At 66.8% G+C, this 26,314-nt stretch carries 19 protein-coding genes; all 19 read left to right on the top strand.

The genetic code is table 11. The features are described 5' to 3' along the window. The first annotated feature begins 12 nt into the window (after nucleotides 1-12). The 19 genes from E6K76_01810 to bamA all read left to right on the top strand — a co-directional run bounded on the left by E6K76_01810 (nucleotide 13) and on the right by bamA (nucleotide 26,314). Nucleotides 13-1,056, top strand: a complete 1,044-nt coding sequence (locus E6K76_01810) for a two-component system response regulator (protein ID TMQ60397.1) — start codon at nucleotides 13-15, stop codon at nucleotides 1,054-1,056. Between the two features lie 66 nt (nucleotides 1,057-1,122). After that, nucleotides 1,123-2,148, top strand: a complete 1,026-nt coding sequence (locus E6K76_01805; GenBank protein TMQ60396.1) for a Gfo/Idh/MocA family oxidoreductase — start codon at nucleotides 1,123-1,125, stop codon at nucleotides 2,146-2,148. A gap of 73 nt (nucleotides 2,149-2,221) precedes the next feature. Further along, nucleotides 2,222-3,703 (top strand): apolipoprotein N-acyltransferase, encoded by a 1,482-nt coding sequence (lnt, locus tag E6K76_01800; protein TMQ60395.1) that lies wholly within the window; start codon nucleotides 2,222-2,224, stop codon nucleotides 3,701-3,703. A gap of 649 nt (nucleotides 3,704-4,352) precedes the next feature. Continuing rightward, on the top strand, nucleotides 4,353-5,345 hold the full coding sequence (truA, locus tag E6K76_01795) for a tRNA pseudouridine(38-40) synthase TruA (protein ID TMQ60394.1): 993 nt from the start codon (nucleotides 4,353-4,355) through the stop codon (nucleotides 5,343-5,345). Beyond that, nucleotides 5,332-6,555 carry a trypsin-like serine protease gene (locus E6K76_01790; GenBank protein ID TMQ60393.1) on the top strand — a complete coding sequence of 408 codons (1,224 nt, stop codon included), beginning with the start codon at nucleotides 5,332-5,334 and terminating at the stop codon, nucleotides 6,553-6,555. The genes truA and E6K76_01790 overlap by 14 nt, the downstream gene beginning before the upstream one ends. A 4-nt stretch (nucleotides 6,556-6,559) precedes the next feature. After that, on the top strand, nucleotides 6,560-7,873 hold the full coding sequence (locus tag E6K76_01785) for an adenylosuccinate lyase (GenBank protein TMQ60392.1): 1,314 nt from the start codon (nucleotides 6,560-6,562) through the stop codon (nucleotides 7,871-7,873). Beyond that, nucleotides 7,857-10,220 (top strand): phosphoribosylformylglycinamidine synthase subunit PurL, encoded by a 2,364-nt coding sequence (gene purL, locus E6K76_01780; GenBank protein ID TMQ60391.1) that lies wholly within the window; start codon nucleotides 7,857-7,859, stop codon nucleotides 10,218-10,220. The genes E6K76_01785 and purL overlap by 17 nt, the downstream gene beginning before the upstream one ends. A 2-nt stretch (nucleotides 10,221-10,222) precedes the next feature. Continuing rightward, nucleotides 10,223-11,065 carry a phosphoribosylformylglycinamidine synthase I gene (gene purQ / locus E6K76_01775; GenBank protein TMQ60390.1) on the top strand — a complete coding sequence of 281 codons (843 nt, stop codon included), beginning with the start codon at nucleotides 10,223-10,225 and terminating at the stop codon, nucleotides 11,063-11,065. Next, the gene (locus E6K76_01770; protein ID TMQ60389.1) at nucleotides 11,062-11,661 is read left to right on the top strand and encodes a hypothetical protein; all 600 of its coding nucleotides are present in this window, start codon (nucleotides 11,062-11,064) and stop codon (nucleotides 11,659-11,661) included. Before purQ ends, E6K76_01770 begins: the two co-directional genes overlap by 4 nt. Continuing rightward, the gene (locus E6K76_01765; GenBank protein ID TMQ60388.1) at nucleotides 11,658-13,136 is read left to right on the top strand and encodes an amidophosphoribosyltransferase; all 1,479 of its coding nucleotides are present in this window, start codon (nucleotides 11,658-11,660) and stop codon (nucleotides 13,134-13,136) included. Before E6K76_01770 ends, E6K76_01765 begins: the two co-directional genes overlap by 4 nt. Nucleotides 13,137-13,265: 129 nt before the next feature. Further along, nucleotides 13,266-15,233 (top strand): type II secretion system protein GspE, encoded by a 1,968-nt coding sequence (locus E6K76_01760; GenBank protein TMQ60387.1) that lies wholly within the window; start codon nucleotides 13,266-13,268, stop codon nucleotides 15,231-15,233. 125 nt (nucleotides 15,234-15,358) lie between these two features. Beyond that, the gene (locus E6K76_01755) at nucleotides 15,359-16,207 is read left to right on the top strand and encodes a class I SAM-dependent methyltransferase (protein TMQ60386.1); all 849 of its coding nucleotides are present in this window, start codon (nucleotides 15,359-15,361) and stop codon (nucleotides 16,205-16,207) included. Between the two features lie 145 nt (nucleotides 16,208-16,352). Then, nucleotides 16,353-17,819 (top strand): lysine--tRNA ligase, encoded by a 1,467-nt coding sequence (lysS, locus tag E6K76_01750; GenBank protein ID TMQ60385.1) that lies wholly within the window; start codon nucleotides 16,353-16,355, stop codon nucleotides 17,817-17,819. Between the two features lie 42 nt (nucleotides 17,820-17,861). Then, nucleotides 17,862-19,088 (top strand): ABC transporter permease, encoded by a 1,227-nt coding sequence (locus tag E6K76_01745; GenBank protein TMQ60384.1) that lies wholly within the window; start codon nucleotides 17,862-17,864, stop codon nucleotides 19,086-19,088. Next, a complete protein-coding gene (locus E6K76_01740; GenBank protein ID TMQ60383.1) occupies nucleotides 19,081-19,791 on the top strand; it encodes an ABC transporter ATP-binding protein in 711 nt (236 codons plus the stop codon). The genes E6K76_01745 and E6K76_01740 overlap by 8 nt, the downstream gene beginning before the upstream one ends. 33 nt (nucleotides 19,792-19,824) lie before the next feature. Beyond that, nucleotides 19,825-20,352, top strand: coding sequence for a hypothetical protein (locus E6K76_01735; GenBank protein TMQ60382.1), 528 nt, complete (start codon nucleotides 19,825-19,827; stop codon nucleotides 20,350-20,352). Further along, entirely contained in the window at nucleotides 20,349-21,425 is a 1,077-nt protein-coding gene (locus E6K76_01730) for a protein arginine kinase (protein ID TMQ60381.1), read from the top strand. The genes E6K76_01735 and E6K76_01730 overlap by 4 nt, the downstream gene beginning before the upstream one ends. Nucleotides 21,426-21,449: 24 nt before the next feature. Beyond that, entirely contained in the window at nucleotides 21,450-23,867 is a 2,418-nt protein-coding gene (locus E6K76_01725; GenBank protein ID TMQ60380.1) for an ATP-dependent Clp protease ATP-binding subunit, read from the top strand. Further along, the gene (gene bamA, locus E6K76_01720; protein ID TMQ60379.1) at nucleotides 23,849-26,314 is read left to right on the top strand and encodes an outer membrane protein assembly factor BamA; all 2,466 of its coding nucleotides are present in this window, start codon (nucleotides 23,849-23,851) and stop codon (nucleotides 26,312-26,314) included. The genes E6K76_01725 and bamA overlap by 19 nt, the downstream gene beginning before the upstream one ends.

The following is a 26,314-nucleotide window of genomic DNA, read 5'->3' as shown; positions in this document are numbered from 1 at the left end:
GAGGGGCGGGACGTGGGACGGGGGATGGCATCCCCTCCCGAGGCGGCGGGGCGCTGCACGCTCGAGCACGTCGCACGGGAGGGCTTTGGGCCTTACGCCGAGTCGCTCGGGCTCGTCGGGATAAGCCCCGGAATCCGCGAGCTCGGCGAGCGGATCCGGGCCCTCGCGAAGAGCCACGCCACCGTGCTCATTCTGGGCGAGACCGGCACGGGAAAAGAGCTGGTCGCCCGAGCCCTGCACGCGCTCTCGTTGCGTCCTGCCGGGCCTTTCATACCTCACAACTTCGGCGCGATCACCGACACGCTCGTCGAGAGCGAGCTCTTCGGCCACACCCGGGGCTCGTTCACCGGAGCCCACGCCGATCGCGCGGGTCTCTTCGAGGCGGCCGACAAGGGTACGCTCTTCCTGGACGAGATCGGCGACGCGAGCCCCTCGGTGCAGAGCCGCCTCCTGCGCGTGGTGCAGGAAGGGGAGATTCGCCGCGTGGGGGATTCACGCGCGAGGCGCGTTGACGTCCGGATCCTGGCGGCGACACACCGCAATCTGAGCGCGGAGGTCTCGGAGGGTCGCTTTCGCGCGGACCTCTTCTACCGGCTCCACGTGCTCACGCTCGCGATACCGCCGCTCCGCGAGCGGCTGGGAGATATTCCGCTCCTGGCCGCCCACGTTCTCACGCGGCTTTCGCGGCGGGATCGCGTTCCGGTGCGGGGGATCCGCGAGGACGCGCTGGCCGCCCTGGTGGAGCACGCGTGGCCCGGGAACGTGCGGGAGTTGATGGGCGCGCTCGAGCGCGCCTGCCACGCGCTCGATTCCTCCGGGTGGGTGACGCGCCGCTCGCTCGGCGAGGGCTTCGGGCGCGACGCGTCGGCGCTGGTCCGTGAACGTGCCGCCGATCTCAAGGAGCGGACCCGCGCGTACGAAGCCGAGCTGATTCGGAGCGCGCTTCAGTCGCATGGTGGGAACAAGGCGGGCGCCGCGCGCTCGCTGGGCATCACGCGTCAGGGGCTGTGGAAGAAGATGCGCCGACTTCGTGAATTCGATCCCGATTCGCCTTGATTTCGCCCTCTCAATTCCTATACTCGCGCGACGCTTGCCGAATTGTCCCTCACTTTATGATCGGGAGTGCCTGCCGTGCCCCAGGGTATCACCCGCGTCGGACTGATCGGGGTCGGAGCCATTGCGCAGGTCAATCACCTGCCCGCCCTCGCGCGCATGAAGGACGTCGAGATCTTTGGCATTTGCGACGACGATCCCGAGAAGGCGCGCGTCGTGGCGGAGCGGTTCAGGGTTCCGCACGCGCTCTCCGACTACGAGAAGCTGCTCCGTTTGAAGGAGCTCGACGCGGTGATCGTGGCCACGCCCAACCACCTTCATGCTCCGATGACGCTCGCCGCGCTGGACTACGGCAAGCACGTCCTCTGCGAGAAGCCGCCGGCGCGGACGGCGTCGGAGGCGGAGATGATGGCGGAGGCGGCCCGGCGCTCGGGAAAGACTCTGATGTACGCCATGAACAATCGGTTCCGCGCCGAGGCCCAAATCCTGCGCCGCTTCATCGAGCGTCGAGAGCTGGGAGATATCTTCTACGCCAAGACCGGCTGGCTGCGATATCGCACGGAGCGGGGCGGCCCCGAGTGGTACACCAACAAGCGGAGCTCCGGGGGCGGCGTCTTGATGGACCTCGGCGTTCAGATGCTCGATCTCTCGGTCTGGCTCTTGGGCAACCCCAAGGTGGTCTCCGTGACCGCGACCAAATACGGCCGCGATCCACGCCAGGACGTTGAAGACACGGTGGCCGCGATGCTGCTCCTTGAGAACGGCGCCTCGCTCACGCTGGAAGTGAGTTGGGCGCTCCTGCTCGAGAAGAATTTCGCGTACTTGAACCTGTACGGGACGGAAGGGGCAGCCCTCCTGCACCCGTTCCGGATCCACAAGGAAATGGGAGGGAGGCTCAAGGATGTCACGCCCTCGCTCGACTCGGGGCGGAACCTGTACAAGCAATCCTACGAATCGGAGCTCGAGCACTTTCTGCGCTGTATCAGCCAAGGCGAACGCCCTCAGGCTTCTCCGGAGGAGGGTCTCCACATCATGAGGATCATCGACGCGATCTACCAGTCCGCCGAGACTCGCCGCGAGGTTCGGCTCCATTAACCGCTTCCGCGGGCCGCTCTCCGCGGCCGCGTCCGGCGTTCTGCTCAGCCTCTCCTTTCCGAAGCCGGGGCTCATGCCCCTCGCCTTCGTCGCTCTGGTTCCCCTCTTGATGTGGATGCAGCGCGAATCCACCGGGCCGGCCACCCTCACCTCCCCTGGCGGGAGCGTGCGCGGCCAGGGCAGGGTCGCGTGGATCACAGGAATGGTCTTCAACGCGCTCCTCTTCTGGTGGCTGGTGAGGCTTCCGGCCCGGGCGATGACCCACCCCTGGATTATCTTCCCGGGGCTTCTGGCGCTCGCTCTCTACCTCGGGTCGTACGTGGCGCTCTTCGGCTGGCTCGCGGGTTTCATCCGCCGGCGTATTGGATGGCCCCCCCTCGTCGTGGCGCCCGCCGTCTGGGGCGCTTGTGAATGGCTCAAGTCCTCGGGCCCGCTGGGGTGCCCCTGGGGAAACGTGAGCTACGCCCTCGCGGAGCACCCCGCGTGGATTCAGGGAGCCTCCCTCGTCGGCGCGCCCGGGCTCAGCGTTTGGGTCGTCTCGGTGAACGCGCTCATCGCCGGCGCGATCATGACGAAGCGGTGGCCCTCGAGGGTGGCCCTCGGGTTGGTCGCCGCCCTCGGGCTCGCGCTTCCGGTCGTGTGGGGAGCCGCGAGAATTCGTTCCTGGAAACCGGAGGGATCGGTCAGGGTCGCTCTCGTGCAGCCCAATATCGGGAGCGAGGAGAAATGGGACACGGCCCATCAGGAGAAGAGCATGGGCACCCTCGCCCGGCTCTCGGTCGAGGCGGCGCAGAGCGAGCCGAAACCGGACCTCCTCGTCTGGCCGGAGACGGCGCTCCCGTTCTATGTCCGGCTCGAAGGGCGAAAGCTGGGGCGGCTGTACAATCTGGTGCGCGAGCTGAACGCGCCGCTTCTCGTGGGGTACCCGGACGCGACCCTGAGCTTGAGCGGAGGCGTGATCACGCACAACGCCGCCGGCTTGGTCCTGCCTCGCGGCGTCATCGCGGGACAGTACGAGAAGATCCATCTCGTGCCGTTCGGCGAGCGGATCCCGTTTCAGGGCGTCCTGCCGTTTCTCGGGAAGATCGATCTGGGTCAGGCGGAATGGACGCCGGGAACGCGTCCGTACCTGTTCCAGCTCGGAACGGCCTCGTTCGGCGTGTTGATTTGTTTCGAGTCGATCTTCCCGGAGCTTTCCCGCGACTATGGTGTGGACGGTGCCCGATTCCTCGTGAACATCACAAACGACGAGTGGTTCGGGCGGACGGCGGCGCCGCGCCAGCACGCCGACATGGCGATCTTGCGGTGCGTGGAGCAGGGGCTCGGGATGGCGCGCTGCGCGAACACCGGCATCTCCATGCTCGTCGATCCGGTCGGGCGCGTAACGCAGGAAAGTCCGCTCTTCCGGGAGGCCGTGATCCTCGGGGACGTCGCGCTGGGCTCGCGTCCAACGCTGTTCCGCCTATGGGGGGACTGGGTGTCCGGGCTCTGTTTGGGGCTCGCGAGCGTGCTCACGTTGCTGGGCTGGTTTCGGCCGCTTCGGCGCGAGCCCTGAGCGTGCGCCCGGGCAGCGCGGGTGGAGTTGACGGCGGGTTCCCCTCCGTGTAAGGTCAGGTCTCAGGCGGAGCGCCGAGAGCGGAGCCCCGCCTCCGAAGGCACGGAGGACTCGCAGCAAGTGCCCGGCTCGCCGGAACTCGATGACCTAGACCCGAAACCTAGCAGAACGCCCGCGCTCCATCCCTTGGCCTGGGTTTTCTCTCTCGCGGTATTGTGCGCGGGCCTCGCGATGTGCCGCTCGTGGGTCGACCTCGCGGCCGCGGCATTCCTCCTCGGTTCCGCGGCCCTCCGCGCGGAGCGACGATCCGCGCGAGGCGAGGCGCCGCTCGTGGGGCTTGCGTCGATCGTCTTCCTCGCGCATCTGGCGGCCGCGGGCAGGGACTTCCGCCAAGCGCTGGGGCCCGCCGCGGTCGTGGCGCTTCGACTTCTGGCGCTCCTCTACTTATTGCGCTGGGCCGCGCGGAGGGCGCTCGGCCGAGTCGCCCGATGGCTGATGGGCTTTCGGCCGCCCGCGAGACCGCGATTCCTTCTGCTCCTCTCCGAAAGCGCCCGGCTCACGGCGGCGCTCCTTCCGCTCGCCCTGCGTGAAGCCGAGCAGCACGTGACGGCGCTCCGCGCCCGCGGCATCCGCGTGGGTCGCGGTCTCCGTGGGAGGGCTCGCTACCTCCTCGCCTGGTTCTTTCCCTTTCTCGGGACGATGCTTCGCGTCAGCGACGCGTTCGCCGACGCCCTCATCACGAGGGGGTACGTGGCCGGGCGCGCCCGGCGCACGGGGCTCGACCTGGCATGGGGTCTCAGGGAGTGGGCCGCCATCTTGGGGAGCGCGGGCGCCGCCGCATGGTTTCTCCGTGGCCTCTGAAGCTCGCACGCTGACGCTGCGGCTCGGAATCGAGTTCGACGGCACCGAGTTCCGCGGATGGCAGGTGCAACCGAGGGACCGCACCGTGCAGGGGGAGATCGAGCAGGCGATCTGGCGCGTCACCGGCGCGAGGGTTCGGATCGCCGGAGCGGGCAGGACCGACTCGGGCTGTCATGCCGCGGGGCAAGTGGCGAGCGCGACGCTGAACACGAGGCTCACGCCCGAGCGGCTGCGCGCGGCCCTGAACGCGCATCTGCCACCCGACATCCGCATCGTCGAGGCGGCCGAGGCGGAGCCCAGGTTTCACGCCCGATACCGCGCGATGCGGCGCGCGTACCGCTACCTGATCGTACCGCAGCCCTCGGCGCTGAAACGCCGTTACGCGTGGACTCGCCCGATCCGGGCGGACCTCGAGGCGCTCCGCAGTGCGTCGAGGCCTCTTCTGGGCAGGCACGACTTCGTTTCGTTTTCCAAGCAGGGGGGCGACGACGGGGGGACGGTCTGCGCCGTGACCCACGCGGGCTGGTCGCGGCGCGGGCGGGTGACCCGCTTCGACATCGTGGCCGACCGCTTCCTGTACACTATGGTGCGACGCATCGTGTCGACCACGATTCGCGCCGCCGAGGAATCTGGGGGCGCGAAAGCGATCCGCGAGGTTCTCGAGGCGCGCGACCGCAGAGCGGCGGCGCCGCCCGCCCCCGCGCACGGCTTGTATCTCATGCGGGTTCGCTATCCCGGCCTGGGGTGGCTCCCCAAGGAGCGCTTGGATGTCGTTGCTTGAGTTGAATGCCAAGGTCACGCGCTGGAGGCGAAAGGAATCCAGGAGCGCTTGGTTGTGGGGGGTCCTGTTCGGCTTCCTCTTGCTGGGGGCGCTCATCCTTGGAGCGACCGTGATTCTGACGCCCTCCCCGGGGGGAGACGTCCGACCCGGCGTGGCCGTCGCCGAGGACAGCCAGGCCCACCGCGATCCGGGGAATTCCCGCCGGACCGCGATCGTGCAGGCCGCCGAGCGGGTCGGGCCCAGCGTGGTCACGATCAGCGTCGTGCAGACCCGCCTCGTCCAGTCGGTTCCCTTCGGCAGCGAATTCTTCGAGCCTTTTTTCCGGGACATGATCCCTTCCTATCGATACCGGGAGCAGATTCCGAGCATGGGCTCCGGTTTCGTCATTTCGCCGAAGGGCTACGTGCTCACGAACGAGCACGTGGTGCATGGAGCCGAGAAGATCACCGTCATCCTGGCCGACGGACGGTCCTTCACGGGCAAGGTGGTTGGGGCCCAGCCCCAGTACGACGTCGCGATCGTGAAGATCGAGGGAGACAAGCTGCCGGTGGCGCCGCTCGGGAACTCCGAAGATCTCATGGTCGGAGAGTGGGCGATCGCGATCGGAAATCCGTTCGGCTTCCTGCTCAACGACACCCAGCCGACGGTCACCGCCGGCGTAATCAGCGCGACGCGCCGGGACATCAAGGCCGAAACGACGAGCGGCGGGATTTACAAGAACATGATTCAGACCGATGCCGCCATCAATCCGGGGAATTCCGGGGGGCCCCTCGTGAACGCGCGCGGCGAAGTGATCGGCGTGAACACGTTCATCTTCACCAAGAGCGGCGGCTCGGAGGGCATCGGGTTCGCGATTCCGATCGATGCCGCGAAACGCGTGGTGGACGAGCTGATCCGATACGGCAGGGTGCGCAACGTCTGGATCGGCGTCGGGACCTGGGACATCACCCCCTACTTGGCCGAGCGGCTCGGCACAAGCGATCGAAACGGGCTTTACGTCGCCTCCCTGGAAAAGGGGAGCCCCGCCGACAAGGCGGGGGTGAAGATCGGCGACATCATCCGAAAAGTGAACGGCACTCCGGTCGGGGACGTGAACGAAGCCTACCGCGCTCTCTTCGGGGCGAACGTGGGGGATGCCATCACGCTCACCGTGGAGCGGGACGGAGCGTCGCTGACGCTCCGCCTCGTCTTGCAGGAGCTGCCGGAGTGAGACGATGATTTCCCGCTACAGCCGCAAGGAAATGGCGGCGCTCTTCGACGACGACGCCCGCTACCGGACCTGGCTCGATGTAGAGCTCGCGGTCTGCGCCGCGATGGAGCGGCGCGGGGACATTCCCGCGGGTACCTCCGCGCGGATCCGGTCGAAGGCCAGGATCGATCCCGCCCTCATCGAGGCGCTCGAGACGACGGTCCGCCATGACGTCATCGCGTTCCTGACCCACATCGCGGAAACGGCCGGGGAGGACGCGCGCCACCTCCACCGGGGGATGACCTCGTCCGATCTCGTGGATACCGCGCTTGGGCTCACGATGACGCGGGCGTGCGATCTCCTGGGAGCGGAGGTGGGCCGGCTCCGGGAGACGGCGCGGGCGCTGGCGCTCCGGCACAAGGAGACGATCATGGTCGGCCGAACCCACGGCGTTCACGCCGAGCCGATCACGTTTGGATTGAAGGTCCTGGTCTGGTACGAGGAGCTGGGGCGGGCGATGGAACGGCTCGCTCGCGCGCGCGCCGCCATCGCCGTGGGAAAACTCTCCGGAGCGGTGGGGACGCATGCGCACTTGAGCCCCGACTTAGAGGAGGAAGTGCTGGGCTCGCTCGGCTTGGCGCCCGATCCTGTGACCACGCAGGTGGTGCAGCGCGACCGGCATGCCGAGGTCCTGCAGGCCGTGGCCCTCCTCGGGGCCTCGCTCGAGAAGATCGCGCTCGAGATCCGGCATCTCCAGAGGACCGAGGTCCTCGAGGCGGAGGAGCCGTTCCGGGAAGGACAGAAGGGCTCGTCGGCGATGCCGCACAAGCGAAATCCGGTCAACTGCGAGCGGATCTGCGGGCTCGCCCGGCTCCTGCGCGCGAACGCCCATGCCGCGCTCGAAAACGTAGCGCTCTGGCACGAGCGCGACATCAGCCACTCGAGCGTGGAGCGCGTGATCCTGCCGGACTCGTTTCTTGCCGCGGATTTCATGGCGGCCCAGCTTCGCGAGGTGCTCGAAGGCTTGAACGTGTACCCGGAGCGGATGCGCTCGAATCTGGAGATGACCCGCGGCTTGATCTACTCGCAACGGGTCCTCCTGGCTCTCGTCCACGCGGGCCAGAGTCGCGAGGACGCCTACGCCGTGGTGCAGCGCCACGCGATGGCGGCGTGGCGGGGCCAGCCCGACCTCGCGACCCGGTTGCTCGCGGATCCCACCGTGTCCCGCTTCCTTTCCAAAGAAAAGCTCCTCGCCTGCTTCGATCCGGCCCACTTCATCCGTCACGTGAACCGAATATTTGAACGCGTTTTGGGGGAACCCGTTGCAGCAGGCCGCTAGCGCCCCCATTCTTCCGCTCGCGGGCGCGGACGACCGCGCCCTCGCGGGGCTCCTCGCACGGGAAGGCCTGAGGCTCGCCCCCGCCGAAGCGCGGCGGATGCTCTCGCTTCTCGAGCGGGACCCCACGCGCGTGGAGGCGACCATCTTCGACACGATGTGGAGCGAGCACTGCTCGTACAAGAGCAGCCGGCGGGTCTTGAAGGCGCATTTGCCCACCCAGAGTCCGCGCGTCATCCTCGGGCCGGGGGAGGACGCCGGCGTCGTCCGCTTCGGTGTCCACGAGGGTGTGGAGTACGCGCTCGTGATCGCGCACGAGAGCCATAACCATCCCTCCCAGGTCGTCCCCACGGAAGGGGCCGCGACCGGGATCGGCGGCATCGTGCGCGACGTGGCGTGCATGGGGGCCGAGGTCATCGGCGTCATGGACTCGCTCCGGTTCGGCGACCCCGACGGGCCGCGCTCCGCGCCGGTGCGGGAGATCGTGCGCGGCGTGATCGACGGGATTTGGCAATACGGCGACGCGCTCGGGGTCCCGAATTTGGGTGGCGATGTTTTCTTCTCGCCGCGATTCGACGAAAACTGTCTGGTGAACGTGGTCTCGCTCGGGCTCGTGCGCGCCGATCGCGTCGTGCGGAGCCGGGTGCCGGAGGCGGCGCGCCGGGAACCCTACGTTCTCGTCCTGATCGGGAAGCCGACCGACGAAACCGGTTTCGGGGGCGCGTCCTTCGCGTCGGCCGTTCTCGAGGAGAACGCCGAGACGCAGCGGGGCCACGTCCAGGTGCCCGATCCTTTCCTGAAACGGGTGCTCCTGGAGGCGAACCGCGCCATGCTGGACATGCTCCACGGGCAGGGCGTCTCCTTTGGGTTCAAGGATCTGGGCGCGGGCGGAATCGCGTGCGCTTCCTCCGAGCTGGCCGCCGCCGGGGGATTCGGGATGGACGTCGACCTGGACCGCGTCCCCGTGGCGCGAGGCGAATACCCTCCCGAAGTGATCGCGTGCTCCGAGACCCAGGAGCGATTTGCCCTGGTCGTTCCGGAGCGGGTCGCCGACCGCGTGCTCGAGCTCTACAACGCCACGTACGCCCTTCCCGAGGTGTACCAGGGCGCTTGCGCGGCGGTCATCGGACGCGTGCGGACCGACCCGCGCTACAGGATTCTGAAGGGGGGCCAAGCGGTCTGCGATTCCCCGGTCGAGGTCATCACCGCCGGTATCGAACACTTGAGGCCCGAGCGGCCGCGGCCCAAGGCCCCCGCGCCGCCGCCGCTCCCACCGGTGCACGATCACGAGGCGCTCTTCACGCGCATGGCGCAGAGCATGAATCTCGCTTCGCGCGAGCCGATCATCCGCTACTACGACACCGAGGTTCAGGGAAGGATGGTCCTCCGGGCGGGCGAGGCGGACGCCTCCGTCCTCGCGCCGATTCCGGGATCGATGCTCGGCTGCGCGGTCACGGTGGACGGAAACCCGTGGTGGGTCGCGGCCGACCCTTACTGGGGAACGGCCCACGTGGTGTGCGAGGTCCTGCGCAACTTGGTCGCGGTGGGCGCGGAGCCCGCCGCGCTCACGGATTGCTTGAACTTCGGGAACCCCGAGGATCCGGAAGTCTTCGGGGATTTCGTCCAGAGCGTTCGCGGGCTCGGCGATGCGGCGCGGGCGCTCGGCAAGGACGGGTTGTCCGGGCCTCCGGTCGCGGTAGTTTCGGGAAACGTATCCTTCTATAACGAGGCTCCCTCGGGTCGGGCCGTGGAGCCCTCGCCGATCGTGGCCGGCCTCGGCGTCCTGGCGGACTGGAGTGTCGCCGTGACGAGCGCGACCAAGCGCGCCGGCAGCGTCCTCGTCCTGAGCGGGCCGCGACAGGACCGGCTGGGTGCTTCGCAGCTCGGTTTTGCCCTCTCGAACCGGACCGATGGACCGCTCCCCGATCTCGACTTCGACCGGGAGCGCCGGCGCATCTACGCCGCGCTCGAGGCGGTGCGGACCGGAATCGTGCTCGCGTGCCACGACATCGCCGAAGGGGGGCTCGCGATCACGGCCCTCGAGATGGCGCTCGGCGGCTACGCGGCCCAGGGCATCGGGGTCCAGATCCCGATCTCCGGCCTCGGGAGCACATCGCCCGAATCCCGGCTCTACTCGGAAGCGCCCGGCTTCCTCTTCGAGGTGGCCAAGGATCGGCTGACCGAGCTTCTGAACCTTTTCGACCGCTGGGAAACGGACGCGGCCATGGTCGGACGGACCCTTGCCGAGCCTCGATTTCGAATTTTGGACGGAGGGCACACCCTGGTGGACATGGACCTCGAAACGCTGCAGCGCATCCACTCGGGCGCGCTCCAGCCGATCGCGGAGTGAGAATGCCGAACGTCGCCGTGCTCCAGTTACCGGGCGTGAACTGCGAGTACGAGACCGCGCGCGCGCTCGAGGCCGTCGGGCTCAAGGCGCGCATCGTCCGCTGGAACGAGCCGGCTTCGGTCTGGAGCGAGTTCGATGCGTACGTCCTCCCCGGCGGATTCTCGTTTCAGGACAGGATCCGGGCCGGAGCGGTCGCCGCCAAGCTCTCCGCGATCGACCGGATCGCGGTCGAGGCGAAGCGCGGCAAGCCGGTTCTCGGAATATGCAACGGAGCCCAGGTTCTCGTGGAGGCGGGCCTCGTCCCCGGGTTCCATCCCGGGAGGGTCGAAATGGCGCTCGCCCCCAACCGCGCCCCGCGCCGGGAGGGGTATCTCTGCCGCTGGACCTCGCTTCGCGCCGAAGAGGGCCCGGGACGCGAGTGGTTTGCGGCGCTCGCGGAGCCGGGCCAGGTGATCCCGATGCCGATCGCGCACGGCGAGGGGCGGTTTCTGACCGCGGACCCGGAGGTTCGGGACCGCATCCAAAAGGAAGGGCTCGTGCTGTATCGATTCGTGGCCCCGTCGGGAGGACCCGCGCGGGAGTTCCCCATCGATCCCAACGGAGCCATGTTCCAGGCCGCGGGCATCACCAACGTAGATGGGAACATCCTCGCGTTCATGCCGCATCCGGAGCGGGCCGCGTGGCTCCGCCAGGTGCCCATGGATCTGAAGAGCAGCTGGAGCGAGCGGCGCCGGGCGGCGGTGGGGCGCTGGGAAGCGCTCGAGGGTCCGGGACCGGGGAGGGTCCTCTTTGCATCGCTCGCGTCCAAGCTTGCCTCCCGCGTGGCGGAAGAGGCCCGACCGTGAGCGCGGTTCTTCTCATAAGGCTCAAGATCACCGACCTCACGGCCTGGACCGCGCTCGAGACCGGGCGCCGGCTGCTCGACCCCGGGTACACGCTCACGCGGATCGTGCGCGAGCAGCTCCTGCTCTTCGAGCCGGAGGCGGGTGCGCGCGCCGATTCCTTCGAGCCGCGCCTGGGCGAAGCGGTGCGGCATTCGAACTTCTTCGTGAATCCAAACAAGGAGAGCTACCGGTTCCTCACGGCCGCGGAACGCGGGAAGACATGGTCTCCGCCCGAGGGCGCGTGGGGCATCCTGGCGCGGACGCGCGAGGAGACGGCGGACGAGGGGCTCAAGCGGCGCTTGCTCCGCGAGCATCCGATGCCGGGGCTTGCCGCCATCCGGCGCGCGAAGCTCTGGTGGATCTGGTCGCGCGGGCCCGACGGAGGAGCGTCGATCGCTTCCGTGAGCCGCGCCCTGGGAACGCTTCACGATCAAAAGCACGGGCTGCTCGTGAATCCGCACAGCGAGGCGGCCGCAGACCTAACGGAGGCTACCCGGTGGGACGTCGTCGAACGGTTTCTGATCGATCCCGCGCCCGCGTTCCGGGCGGCGGCATGAACGGGGGAGAAGCCTTGAGCGAAAACCGCGAGTTAGAGGCCGCCGCCTCGCGGCGGCTCGGCGACCGTCTCCACGAGGAGTGCGGTGTCTTCGGCATCTGGGGAGCCGAGAACGCGGCCCGCCTCACGTACGCGGGTCTCTACGCGCTCCAGCACCGCGGACAGGAGAGTGCCGGGATCGTCGCGACCGACGGGGTCGAATTCCGCCACCACAAGGCGGTGGGCCTCGTTTCCGACGTGTTCGCGGGAGCCGTTCTCGATTCGCTCAAAGGCCACATTGCGATCGGACACAACCGGTACTCCACGCAGGGAAGCACCCTTCTTCGAAACGCGCAGCCGCTCGTGGTCGATTTTCGCGAGGGCATGCTCGCGCTCGGCCACAATGGGAATCTCGTCAACGCGGTCGCCCTTCGGAACGAGCTGGAGACGCAGGGCTCCATCTTCCAGACCACGAGCGACACCGAAGTCATCCTGCACTTGATCGCCCGATCCAAGGCGACCGAGATCGAGCGGATGATTCCGGAGGCGCTCGCGCGCTGCCAGGGGGCCTACACCCTCGTGATCCTCGCGGGGGAGAAGCTGATCGGTCTGCGGGATCCGAGGGGGTTCCGCCCGCTCTGCCTGGGGAAGCGCGGCGACGCGCACGTCCTCGCGAGCGAAACCTGCGCGCTCGATATGGTCGGAGCCGACTTCATCCGCGAGATCGCCGCGGGGGAGATGGTCGTGATCGACGGAAGCGGCGTCCGATCGTATCCCGCCCTGAAGCCCAAGCCGGCGAGGGCGTGCGTCTTCGAGCTGATCTATTTTTCCCGCCCGGACAGCGAGGTCTTCGGCGAGAGCGTCGACCTGATCCGCAGGCGCCTCGGGCGAAGGCTCGCGGAGGAGCATCCGGTCGACGCCGACATCGTCATTTCGGTGCCGGATTCCAGCAACTCCGCCGCGCTTGGTTTTTCGGAGGCTTCCAGGATTCCTTTCGAGCTGGGCCTCATCCGGAACCACTACGTCGGACGCACGTTCATCGCGCCGCAGCAGGTGAAACGCGACTTCGGCGTGAACCTCAAATTCAACCCTGTCCGGCGGATTCTGGAGGGGAAGCGGGTCGTGGTGGTGGACGACTCGATCGTCCGCGGCACGACGAGCCGAAGCCTCGTGGCGATGCTCCGCGGCGCGGGCGCGCGCGAGATCCACTTCCGCGTCTCGAGCCCGCCGATCGCGTGGTCTTGCTACTACGGCATCGACACCCCGAACCGGAAAGAGCTGATCGCATCCTCCCACTCGGTGGAGGAGATTCGCAAATACCTCCACGTGGACACGCTGGGCTACCTCTCCATGGAGGGGCTCAGGGCTTGTGTGTCGCGCCCCGACGATCACTGCTACGCCTGCTTCGACGGCAAGTATTCCGAGTGGTACGGCGAGCCGCTGGACAAGCTCGCCTTGGAGCAACGCGCGCAGAGCCGCCTCCAGGGCCGCCGCTAACCCGCGCTCCCCGAGGGCCTTCCGCCCAGAGGGCCGTCCCGCCCTCCGATTCCCCGGTCAAGATCAGCAGCCCAACGGCCGATCTGGGGCGTGACCCATCCATGGACCAGGTCGAAGGGGGAGCCCTCGGTGTCCGAATCCAACGCCGCGCGGAAGAAGCTGGGGGAGTACCTGCTCGAGGCGGGGCTCATCACCGACCAGCAGCTCAGGGAAGCGCTGAGGCGGCAACGACAAACCAAAGAGCCGCTGGGTCAGATCCTGACGCGGCAGGGCATGGTCAGCGAGGGGGACATCTGCCGCGTCCTTCACCAGCAGCTCGGGCTTCCGATCGTCGAGTTGCAGAGCATCGCGATCGACGAGCAGGTCATCGGGCTCTTGCGCGAGGACCTCGCCAAGAAACACACCGCCATTCCGATCGAGCTCGAGAACCGAAGCACGATCCGCGTGGCGCTGGCCGACCCTCTGAATCCCCAGGCGCTCGAGGACATCAAGTTCCAGAGCGGATATTTCGTGCGGCCGGTGCTCGCGCCCCCCTCCGAGATCGTCGAAGCGATCGCGAAGTACTACCACATCGACGCCTCGGTCGTAGAGATCCTCGAGAACATCATCAAGAACGATTCGGTCGAGGTTCGCGAGATCGTTCCGGAAGAAGGGGAGGAGAACATCGACGAGCTGATGAAAATCAGCTCGGGCCCTCCCATCGTGAGGCTCGCGAACTGGCTCATCACCCGGGCGGTCGAGATGCGCGCGAGCGACATCCACATCGAGCCCCAGGAGAAGGGGGTCGGGGTGCGATGCCGCGTGGACGGGCTTCTGCAAGACCTGGAACGCCTCCCCAAATGGACGCAGGGAGCGCTCGTGTCTCGGATCAAGATCCTCGCGACGCTCGACATCGCCGAAAAGCGCCTGCCCCAGGACGGGAGCTTCCGGGTGGAGGTCAGCGGGCGGCGCATCGACCTGCGCGTCTCGACGCTCCCCACGGCCCACGGCGAGAAGGTCGTGATCCGGATCGTGGATCAGGAGCGCTCCGCGCTTCACCTCGAATCGCTGGGGCTTTCGGAATCCGACCTCGGGAAGATCCGGGCCTACGGCAAGCGGCCTCAGGGAATCGTGATCGTCACCGGTCCGACCGGCAGCGGCAAGAGCACCCTTCTCTATTCGCTCCTCCAGCAGATCCACACCGTGACCAAGAACATCATCACGGTGGAAGACCCGGTCGAATACCAGATCGCGGGCATCAACCAGGTCCAGGTCGATGAGAAGAGCAAGAAGACTTTTGCGGCGATCCTGCGCGCCATGCTGCGCCAGGACCCCGACATCATGATGATCGGGGAGGTCCGCGACCTCGAAACCGCCCAGATCGCCTTCCGCGCCTCGATCACGGGGCACCTCGTTCTCTCGACCGTGCACACCAACGACGCCCCCTCGGCCGTGACCCGTCTCGTCGACCTGGGTCTCCAGCCCTACATGGTGGCATCGAGTCTCATCAGCGTGATCTCGATGAGGCTCGTGCGGGTCCTCTGCCCGAAATGCAAGGATCCATACATCCCGGCGGGGGACGAGCTCCGGATTCTCGGCATCTCGAGCCGTGACGCACAGGACGTCGGCCTCCACCGCCCGGTCGGCTGCGAGTACTGCGGCCAGACCGGATACCGGGGAAGGACCGGGATCTTCGAGGTTCTCGAATTGGACGACCCGATCCGGAGATTGATCGCGGCCGGAGCGGCGGAATCGATGATCCGCGCGGAGGCGGTCCAGGCGGGCATGATCCCCATCGGCGAGGACGGGTTGGCCAAGGTGCTCGCGGGGGAGACGAGCCTGGAGGAGCTCCGGCGGGTGGTGTATTACGAAGAGGAGTCGGCGCGGCTCTGCCCCGCGTGCCACCTGCCGGTCGCGTCCGAGTACCACTTCTGTCCGCACTGCGGGCATACGATCGCCGCCACGTGCTTGAAGTGCGATCGCCGCGTCGATCCGAATTGGGACTATTGTCCGGCCTGCGGCACGCGTCGCGAGCGGGACGCGGAGCCCGAGCTCTCGCCCGAGCCGCTGGTTCTCGCCGGAGGGAACGCCCGCACGTCCAGGAGGTCCCGCCGCTGAGCCCGCGCGACGGACCGAAGAGCCTCGGTGATCGGGCGCTTGACCTGGGCCCGCGCCACTCTTAGATTCCTGCCTTCCGCCGGCCCAGGATGGCGCCGGCACCCTCCACCAGCCCTGGATGAGGAATAGGATTGATCTCTCCGCACCCACCCGTCACCGAGCTGCCCCCCACCGATGCCGCCGCCGAGGAGGAGTTCTTCGCGCTCGCCCGGAGCGCGCGCCTCAATCTGGGGAGCCGCTGGATTCGGGGCTACGTCGACTGGGAGTGGAGCCACATTCGTCATCTGTTCCGGTGCGGGCTGGCCGCGCCGGAGGGGCGCGACGTCCTCGAGTTCGGCTGCAACCTCGGCGCGACCAGCATCGTGTTGGCGCTCCTCGGGGCCCGCGTAACCGCCGTGGATCCGAACCCGGATTTTCTCACCCTCGCCCGGGCCAACGCCGCGCGCTACGGCGTCGCTTCCCGCATCACGTTCTCGAGGATTCAAGGCTCGGCGCCGCTGCCCTGGCCGGAGGAGGTCTTCGATCTGATCTGCATGAACAGCGTGCTCGAATACATCCCGCACCGCGGGCTCGAGCCCATCCTGCTCGAGCTGGGACGCACGCTGCGACCCGGGGGAACCGTCCTGATATGCTCCACGAGCAACCGATGGTCGCCCGTGGAGCCCCATTCGGGCGCATGGTGGGTAAGCTTCCTTCCGCGCGCGCTGGAGGAGCGTGTCTCGGGCAGGCGGCATGACGCGGCAAGGGCGGTCTCGCCGCGCGAGGCCAAGCGCCCCTTCTACGGCTATGAGGATCTCGTGTGGCGCGACAAGGGGGAGGCCCTGTTCCGGGCGAAACAAGCCATGGGTGTGGGACGGGGACGGCTTCTGGCGCTCCGGTGCCTCAGCGCGCTTGCCCGCCCCTTCGGGATCTCGGCGGGAATGCTGACGCCCTACTTCACCCTCGCGCTGCAAAAGCCGGCTCGCGCCGCCTGAGTCGCCGGCGCGAGCGCGCGGGGCCGCCGCCGCGCGCTTCCCTCCTTGACCGCGGTTTCCCTCGTTCCTAGAATCGCTCGATCTCGCTCCGCACCGGCATCGTGCCGGCCCCCCACGCGCGGCGGGAGCCCTCGCGCCCCGGAGAATCGTGTCCGTCCAAGAGACGCGCCGCAGCAAGCTCGACGCCCTGATCCAGCGCGGAATCCAACCCTATGCCTACCGCTTCGACGTGACCCATGGATCCGCCGCGATCCAGGCGCGCCATGCGGAGCTCGAGCAATCCGGGGAACGCGTCCGGTTCGCGGGACGGCTCATGACGAAGCGCGGGCACGGCAAGGCGGCGTTCGCCCACGTGAAGGACAAAGAGGGCCTTCAGCAGATCTATTTTCGGGAGGACGTTCTCGGGCCCGACACCTTCGCCCAGGCGATGGAGCTGGATCTCGGGGACTGGGTGGGCGTGGAGGGACGCGTCTTCCTCACGAAGACGGGGGAAATCACGATCCGGGCAGAGCGCGTCGAGCTGCTTGCGAAATCGCTTCGGCCGCTCCCCGAGAAGTGGCACGGTCTGACCGACGTCGAAATCCGGTACCGCCAACGCTATACCGATCTCATCGTGAACGACGAGGTGCGCGCGGTGTTTCGCGCCCGCGCGGCCATCATCCGGTCTCTGCGCGCCTCGCTCGAATCGCGGGGCTTCCTCGAGGTCGAGACACCGGCGCTCCAACCGCTCTACGGCGGCGCGTCGGCGCGGCCGTTCGTGACCCACCACCACGCGCTCGACATGAAGCTTTATCTGAGAATCGCGGACGAGCTCTATTTGAAACGCCTGATCGTCGGGGGACTCGAGCGTGTCTACGAAATCTCGAAGGACTTTCGCAACGAAGGCATGGACCGGACCCACAATCCGGAATTCACCATGCTCGAGTTCTACCAGGCCTTCGCGGACTACGAGGACATGCTCGAATCGACCCAGGCCATCCTCATCGAGAGCGTGAGGGCCGTGCACCCGAGCCTCAAGATCGTCTTCGACGGAACGCCGATCGACTTCACCCCTCCATGGCGGCGCCTCACCGTCCGCGAGGCCGCCCAGAAGGGGCTCGGCGTGAGCGAGCTTCCCTCCGACGAGCGCTCGCTCCGCGACCTGGCCCGCCGGGCCCACGTCGCCCTGGATCCCTCGTTCGGGTACGGACGCATCCTGGACGAGATCGTTTCGGTGAAGGTCCAGCCGGAGCTCAGGAACCCCACCTTCCTCGTCGATCACCCGCGCGAAACGTCGCCGCTCGCGAAGGCAAAGCGCGGCCATCCCGACCTGGTCGAGCGGTTCGAGCTGATCGTGGCCGGCATGGAGGTCGCGAACGCCTTTTCGGAACAGAACGATCCGCTCGAGCAGCGGCGCGCGTTCGAGCAGCAGGCAACGCTCCGGGAGCGGGGGGACGAGGAGGCGCAGATGCTCGATACCGACTACCTTCGCGCGCTCGAAATGGGGATGCCGCCGACGGGAGGCGTGGGCGTCGGTGTGGACCGACTCGTGATGATCCTCACCGATTCACGCTCGATCCGCGACGTGATCCTGTTCCCCCACATGCGGCCCGAGGACGGGGATGAGGATTAGGGGGGCGGCCGCGCGCGGCTGATCGCCGCCGCGGAGGCTTCCATGGGATTCGTCTGGATCATCGCTTCGCGCTACCTCCGCTCCAAGCGGAGGTTGAGCTTCATCACCCTGATCAGCCTTCTCGCCTCGGGGGGCGTGTTCATCGGCGTCGCCGCCCTCACGATCGTCCTCTCGGTCATGAACGGCTTCGAGGACCAGGTTCAACGGCGGATCGCCGGGACGAACGCGCACATCGCCGTTCTCTCCGCGGACGACCGTCCCGTCCAGCCCGGCGATCCGCTCGTCAGGAGAATCGCCGAGGCGGCCCCGCCGGGCGCGGCCCTCGCCCCCTTTGTCTACGGCAAGGTCATGGTGGCCTCGCGCAGCAGCGTGGACGGGATGGTTCTGAAAGGGGTCGATCCCTCGGCGGAGGCGCGGGTGACCGACATCATGTCGCACTTGGCCCCGGAGGGCGGCGCGCTCGACGGCGGCGATCTGCCGGGGATCGGTCTGGGGGAGGAGCTGGCGGTCCGGCTTCGAGTCTCGCGCGGCGACGTGATCCTGATCAGTCTGCCGAGCGAAGAGCCGGGAGGCGTCTTCGGGGGAATGCCCCGAATGAAGCGCCTGCGCGTGAGCTCCATTTTTCGCTCGGGCCTTTACGAGTACGACTCCTCGTTCGGCATCGTGCGGCTCGAGACGGCGCGCGAATTTTTCGGGCTGGGCCCGGACGTGACCGGTTACGAGCTTCGGATCCCCGACATGTTCCGGGCGCGCGAGGCCGCGCGCGGGCTGGAGGCGAGGCTCGGCTCGGAGTACCGGGTGACGAACTGGATCGACCTGAACCGGAATCTCTTCGCCTGGATGAAGATCGAGAAGGCGGTCATGTTCACGATCCTGATCCTCATCGTGCTGGTGGCGACGGTCAATATCGTCTCCAGCCTGGTCATGCTCGTATTGGAGAAGCGGCGCGACATCGGGGTTCTACGGACGATGGGAGTGACGCCCCGGGGGATCATGCGCATTTTCCTCTTACAGGGGACTCTGGTCGGGATCGGCGGCACCGCGCTCGGGCTCATCGTAGGATGGGCCGTTTCGTTCGCGCTGGGCCGCTACAAGCTGCTCCACCTGCCCGGCGAGATTTATTTCATCGATACGCTGCCGGTCAAAATCGAATGGACCGATTTCGCGCTGGTCGGGGTCGCGGCCACGGCGCTTTGCTTCCTGGCGAGCCTCTACCCCGCGTGGAGGGCCGCGAGGCTTGCCCCCGTGGAATCGATCCGGTATGAATGAGGCGGCAGCTCCCGCGCTCGAGGCCAGGGGCCTCGCGAAGACCTACCACGACGGCATGGCGCCCGTCGAAGTTCTTCGCGATGCCAACCTCAGCGTCCATTCCGGCGAAGTGGTGGCGGTCGTGGGGGCCTCGGGATCCGGAAAATCCACGCTGCTTCATCTCCTGGGGGGGCTCGACCGGCCGACCGCCGGCTCCGTGAGGGTCGGCGGGGAGGATCTCTCGCTCCTGGACGAGTCGGGACGGTCGCAACTTCGCGCCCGGGCGGTGGGGTTCGTGTTCCAGTTCCACCAGCTGCTGCCCGAGTTCACGGCCCTGGAAAACGTGATGATGGCGGGCTGGATCGCGGGCGCCCCGCGCGGGGCGACGCGAGAGCGCGCGGAGAGCCTTCTGCGCGATCTCGGGCTGATCGAGCGGGCGGAGCACAAACCGGCCGAGCTTTCGGGAGGCGAGCAGCAGCGGGTGGCGGTGGCTCGCGCCTTGCATATGAAGCCTGCGGTCCTTCTCGCGGACGAGCCCACGGGGAACCTGGACAGGCGGGCTTCGTCGGTGCTCTTGGAAATCTTTGACAGGTATCGGTCCCAGGAGCAACAAGCTATTGTCATTGCGACACATAACCCGGATGTTGCCAAATCGGCGGGCCGGGTGGTTGCCCTTGAGGATGGATATCTGAGGCCGATTAGAATGGAAGCGGGTCGCATCTAATGAAACGGGGGGTCCGGCACCCGGAAGGAAAATATGCAGTGTCAAATTTGCGGTAAGCGACCGGCGGTGGTTCATTTCACCGAGATCGTGAACAACAAGAAGTCGGAATACCACGTCTGCGAGAGGTGCGCGGAGGAGAAGGGCTACCACGTGCCGCTCGTCAAGACGAAGTTCTCGGTGGGAGACCTGCTGGCCGGGATGGTGGAGCAGCCCGGATCCGCGGAGGAGGCTCGCGTCGGGCGGGTCCAGTGTCCGAAGTGCGGCCTGGTCTATTCCAATTTCAAGGAAACGGGCCGCCTCGGCTGCTCGGAGTGCTACCCGACCTTTCGCTCCCAGCTCCGTCCGCTTTTGCGCCGGGTGCACGGCAGCACGAAGCACGTGGGGAAAGCCCCCGTGCGCGATGCCGCGCGCGTGGCCCTGAGGCGGGAGATGCAGGGGCTGCACGAGCAGCTCCAGAAGGCGGTCGAGCGCGAGGACTTCGAGACCGCCGCGGACTTGAGGGATCGGATCCGCAAGCTCGAGGCGAACGACGTCCGGACGGTCGAGGGAGGGGCCACGTGAAGCTCACGGGGCTTTCGACCTCGCTCGGGCGCTGGCTGGACGGATCGGGGCCGGCCTCGGACGTGGTCCTGAGCACGCGCGTCCGCCTGGCCCGGAACCTCGCCGGCGTGCCGTTCACACACAGGGCGCGCGAAGAACAGCTGGCGATGGTCTACTCGAGCGTTTTGTCCGCGGTCCGGAAGACGCCGGCGCTCACGCAATCGCTCGCGCTCGAGATGCGCGAGCTCACGCCGCTCGACCGGCAGTTCCTCGTGGAGCGACACCTGATCAGCCATGACCTGGCGGACAACGGGAAGCTGCGCGGACTCTTGGTGCTTCCCGACGAGAGCATCTCCGCGATGGTCAACGAGGAGGATCACCTGAGGCTTCAAGCGCTGGCCTCGGGTTTTCAGCTTCGCGCCGCGTGGGAGTCGGTGAACGCCATCGATGATGAATTGGCCCAGGACCTGGACTATGCTTTCAGCGACGAGCTGGGGTATTTGACCGCCTGTCCGACCAACGTCGGCACGGGGATGCGAGCGTCGGTGCTGATCCACCTCCCGTCGCTCGTGCTGACGAAGCAAATCGGACGCGTGCTGCAGGGCATCACGCAGGTGGGCCTCGCGGTGCGTGGATTTTACGGTGAAGGGTCCCAGATCATGGGAAACTTCTTCCAGATTTCGAACCAGACGACCTTGGGACAGAACGAACGCGAGACGATCGACAGCTTGGAACGCGTCACGAAGCAGATCATCGATTCGGAGCAGAGGGCGCGGGACGAGCTCCTAAAAGACGCAAGAGTTCAGATCGAGGACAAGATCTGGCGCGCCTACGGCACCCTTCGTCACAGCCGCGTCATCTCCTCTCAGGAGGTGGTCAACCTCTCTTCCGCGGTGCGCTTCGGGGTGGCACTGCGGATCGAGGGCCTGGCGAGCGTGCAGACTCTGAACGAGCTCTTGGTGCGGTCCCAACCGGCGCACCTTCAAATTACCGTCGGACGCGAGCTCGAGCAGCGCGAGCGGAACATCCTGAGGGCGGAATATATCCGGAGGCTTCTCGGCGAGGGAGGCTCGGTTCCGGTTGCGAGTCATTAGCCGATGAGGCTGGAGGCCTGATCCATGCATGACAAATTTACGGAACGCGTGCGGAAGGTGATGTACCTCGCGCGCGAGGAAGCCGCGCGGCTCCAGCACGACTACATCGGCACGGAACACCTGCTCCTGGGAGTGATCCGGGAAGGGGAAGGGATCGCGGCGACGGTGCTGAACAACCTGGGGCTCGATCTCGACGCGATACGCCAGGCGGTGGAGAGCATGGTGTCCTCGACCGGCGGGACGCTCACGATCGGGGAGATTCCGTTCACGCCGCGGGCGAAGAGGGTCTTGGAGCTGAGCGTCGATGAAGCACGGCAGCTCGGGCACAACTATGTCGGCACCGAGCATCTCCTCTTGGGGCTCATCCGCGAAGGCGAAGGCGTTGCCGCCCGCGTGCTGCTCGAGCTCGGCGTCGACCGGAAGAAGGTCCGCGAAGAGACGCTCAAACTCTTGGGGGGGACACCGTCCGTGTCGCAACCGGAACGCGAGGGCAAGGTCGAGACGCCGGCGCTGAATCAGTTCGGCCGCGATCTCACGTCGCTGGCCAGGGAAGGCAAGTTGGATCCGATCATCGGGCGCGAGCTGGAGATCGATCGCGTCATTCAGGTTCTCTCGCGGCGCAAGAAGAACAATCCGATTCTGATCGGCGAGCCGGGCGTCGGGAAGACCGCGATCGCCGAGGGGCTCGCCGAGCGGATCGTGGAGAACAAGGTTCCGGAGACGCTCAAGGACAAGCGGATCGTGACCTTGGATCTCGCCGCCGTCGTGGCGGGCACGAAGTACCGCGGTCAGTTCGAGGAGCGCCTCAAGGCGGTGATGAACGAAATCCGCGAATCCAAGGATACGATCATCTTCATCGACGAGCTGCACACGATCGTCGGGGCCGGCGGCGCCGAGGGAGCGATCGACGCCTCCAACATGCTGAAGCCCGCGCTCGCGCGGGGAGAGCTGCAGTGCATCGGCGCGACGACGCTCGATGAATTCCGGAAGTACATCGAAAAGGACGGCGCGCTGGAGCGGCGCTTCCAGCCCATCATGGTCGATCCGCCCTCGGTCGACCAGACCATCCAGATCATCCGGGGGCTCCGAGACAAGTACGAGGCCCACCATGGCGCCAAGTACTCCGACGAATCGATCCTCGCGGCCGTGAAACTGGCCGACCGGTACATCAATGACCGATTCCTTCCCGACAAGGCGATCGATGTGATCGACGAGGCGGGCGCGAGCGCGCGGCTCAGCATTTCCGCCATCCCGACGGAGGTGCGTGAGCTGGAGAAGCAGGTCGAAGAGGTCGCCAAGGAAAAAGAAGCGTCCATCCAGCAGCAGGAGTTCGAGAAGGCGGCGCGCTTTCGCGACAAAGAGAAGGACCTCCGGGCGAAGCTGCGGGAGCATAAGAAGACGTGGACCGAGATCAAGCACGAGAAGGAAGCGCTGGTCGATGTCGACCTGATCGCGAAAGTGATCTCCCGCATGACGGGAATCCCGATCGCGCGGCTCGAGGAGAAGGAATCGGAGAAGCTGCTCCGGATGGAGGAAGAGCTTCGGAAGTCGATCGTGGGTCAGGAAGAGGCGGTTGCGGCCGTGTCTCGCGCCATCCGGCGGAATCGCGCCGGCCTCCGCGACCCGCGCCGGCCGATAGGCTCGTTCATCTTCCTGGGACCGACCGGCGTCGGGAAGACCGAGCTGGCCCGCGTCCTGGCCCGTTTTCTCTTCGATGACCCCGACGCGCTGATCCGGATCGACATGTCGGAGTACATGGAAAAATTCTCGGTTTCCAGGCTCATCGGGGCCCCGCCCGGGTATGTCGGGCACGAGGAGGGGGGGCAGCTCACCGAAAAGGTACGGCGGAAACCCTACTCGGTCGTCCTCCTCGACGAGATCGAGAAGGCCCACCCGGACGTCTTCAACATTCTCTTGCAAGTGTTGGACGACGGGCAGCTCACGGACAGCCTGAGGCGAAAGGTGGACTTCAAGAACACCGTGCTCATCATGACCTCGAACCTGGGCGCCAGGCAGATCAAGGGCGGCCGGGGCCTGGGATTCACGGAGCGAGACGGCGGGTCCAGCTATGCGACCATGAAAAACACGATCATGGACGAGGTGAAGCGCGTGTTCAATCCGGAGTTCCTGAACCGGATCGACGAGATGATCGTGTTCCACCCGCTCGACCGGCCGCAGATGGGCTCGATCACAAAAATCCTGCTCGGGCAGGTCGCGGACCGAATGAAGGGAAACGGGATCACGCTGAACTTCGAGGACGCGGTCGTGGATCTGCTCATCCAGAAGGGCTTCGATGAGGCGCTGGGCGCGAGGCCGCTCAAGCGCAGCATCCAGAAGCTGATCGAGGACCCGCTTTCGGAGCACGTGCTGCGGGGTCAGTTGAAGGAAGGCAGCGACGTATTGGTCTCCCGCCGGGGTGACGAATTGATCTTCGCTTCTTGAGGGATTCCACGAAGGCGCCACGTCGAAGCGGACGGAACCCATGTCCGCCGGGGAGAAATCGCCCCGGCGGCGTTTCGCGTCTTGCCGCCTTTGCGGGGGTCCTGGCCTCCGTTGCTCTGCTCTCGGGATCGCCGCTTCGAGCGGGCGCAGAGCCTCCCGACACGCTCTCGGTCCCGCCGGGGGGCGCCCAGGCTCAGGACTCGGTGTCGGCGCCGGGGGAGGTGTCCGCGCCGGCGGCGGTGATCCGACGGATTGCGGCGAAAGGGTTCATCAGCGTCGATTCCCTGGTCGTGGTCCGCACGTTCGGCCTCGCACCCGGTCAGCCCTATGATGCCAAGGAAGTTCGAAGCGGAGTCCGCCGCCTGTTCGCCACGGGGCTCTTCACCGACGTGACCGTGAGCGACGAGCCCACGCCGGATGGAGGCGTCGCGCTCACGATTCACGTTTCCGAGCGCGCGCGCGTGAAGGAAATCGTGTTCCGCGGCGTCAAGAAGATCGAAACCTCCACCCTCAAATCAAAGCTGACCGTCGCCGACGGGCAGCTGCTCGACACCGGGACGCTCGAGCTGGACGCGCGAAAGATCGAAGCGGCCTACGGCGAGGAGGGATATGCGCACGCCAAGGTCGTTTCGCGCACGGAGCCGGTCGGGGCGGGAGCGGTGCGCGTCGTCTTCGATGTGCAGGAGGGGGCCAAGGTCAAGGTGCGGGGGATCGCCTTCCATGGGAACCAGGCGATACAGTCCGACGCGCTCGCGAAGGCGATGGAGAGCAAGACTCCGGGATTCCTTCGAAGCGGGGCGTACAAGCCCGAGCGTCGGGAGAAGGATGAAACGAAGCTGCGTCTCTACATGCGGACCCGCGGCCACAAGGACGCGGACGTGGACTCGATCGTTCCGGCGGATACCCCCGACGGAAAGGGAGTGATCCTCCACGTCTTCCTCCGCGAGGGCCCGCGGTATCGGTTCGGAGCCATCTCCTGGAGCGGCAACACCTCCGTGCCCACTCCGGCGCTCGACGCCGCGACCGTGCCGAAGCCCGGGGCGATCTACAACGAGGCGCAGGTCCAGAAGACGCTCGAGCACGCGTACACGATGTACCAGGAGCAGGGCTATCTCTTCCTCTCGATCGAGCCCAAGATGGCCGACCGCGACTCGCTCGTCGACCTGGTCTTTCAGATCAACGAGGGCTCGCGCTCCCGGGTCGCGAGCCTCGATATCACCGGGAACACCCGCACCAAGGAGAACGTGATCCGGCGCGAGGCGACCGTGTTTCCCGGCGACACCTTCCGCCGCTCGGCGCTCATGCGGACCCAGCGCGACATTTTCGGGCTCGGGTTTTTCCAGGACGTGAACGTAGATTACGAGCCCACGGGGGACAGCTCGGACATCAATCTGACGCTCAAGGTGCAGGAAAAGCAGACCGGCACGGCGAGCGCGGGCGCGGGGTACTCGAGCCAATCGGGGCTGACCGGATTCATCGAGCTGGGGCACAACAACCTGTTCGGGAACGGGCAGAGCGTGAACATCCGACTGGAACGCGGCGGGAGGAGAAACGACCTCGAGCTTTCGTTTACGGAGCCTTGGTTTCGGGACACGCCGCTCTCCATCGGCTTCGATATCTTCAACACCCGGCGCAACCTCGATTTCTACAATCGAAAGGACGTGGGCGGCGGGGTCCGCCTCGGTCGTCCGCTCCGCTGGCCGGACTACACCCGCGGCATCATCTCCTACGATCTCCGCGACGTGACGCTCAGCGATTTCATCCCCCCGCGGGTCGGGGAGCCGTCGAATCTCCAAGTCCTGCGCACCACCCAATGGCCGCGACGCGTGAGCAGCGTCACGCTCACCTTCAGCCGCAACAGCACCGATAACCCGTTCTATCCTTCGCGCGGATCGAAGATCCTCCTGAGCAACGAGGTCGCAGGCGGTCTCCTGGGGGGCGTGGAATCCTTCTACAAGGAGACGTTCGAGAACAAGACCTACACGCGGCTCGACGGCCCCTTCGTGCTCATGCTGCGTGGGAAGACCGGATTCCTGGGGGGCGGGCAGGTCCCCGATTACGAGCGCTTCCGGCTCGGGGGCACGACGGTCGATTATCTCCGGGGCTACCCGGACTACTACGTAGTGCCGCGGGCCAATGTGATCCGGGACCCGCTGACCGGCGCGGTTCTGGACCGCTACCCCGGTGGCAAGACGATGCTGGTCCTGACCAGCGAGCTCCAATTTCCGATCGCGGACCCGCTCCACGGGCTGATCTTCTTCGAGGCCGGGAATACCTGGAACTCGACGAGGGATCTAGACCTTGGTGATCTCAGGAAAGCCATCGGGTTCGGGGTTCGGCTCGAGGTGCCCGCGCTCGGGCGAATCGGCTTCGACGTAGGCTACGGCCTCGACCGCGAGGACGGAGCCCGCTGGGAACCCCATTTCCAATTGGGTAACACCTTCTAG

This window comes from Candidatus Eisenbacteria bacterium (genome assembly GCA_005893275.1).
Lineage (GTDB): Bacteria > Eisenbacteria > RBG-16-71-46 > SZUA-252 > SZUA-252 > WS-7.
Note: the sequence above shows the minus strand (reverse complement) of the source record. Positions and strands in the feature narration are given on the sequence as shown.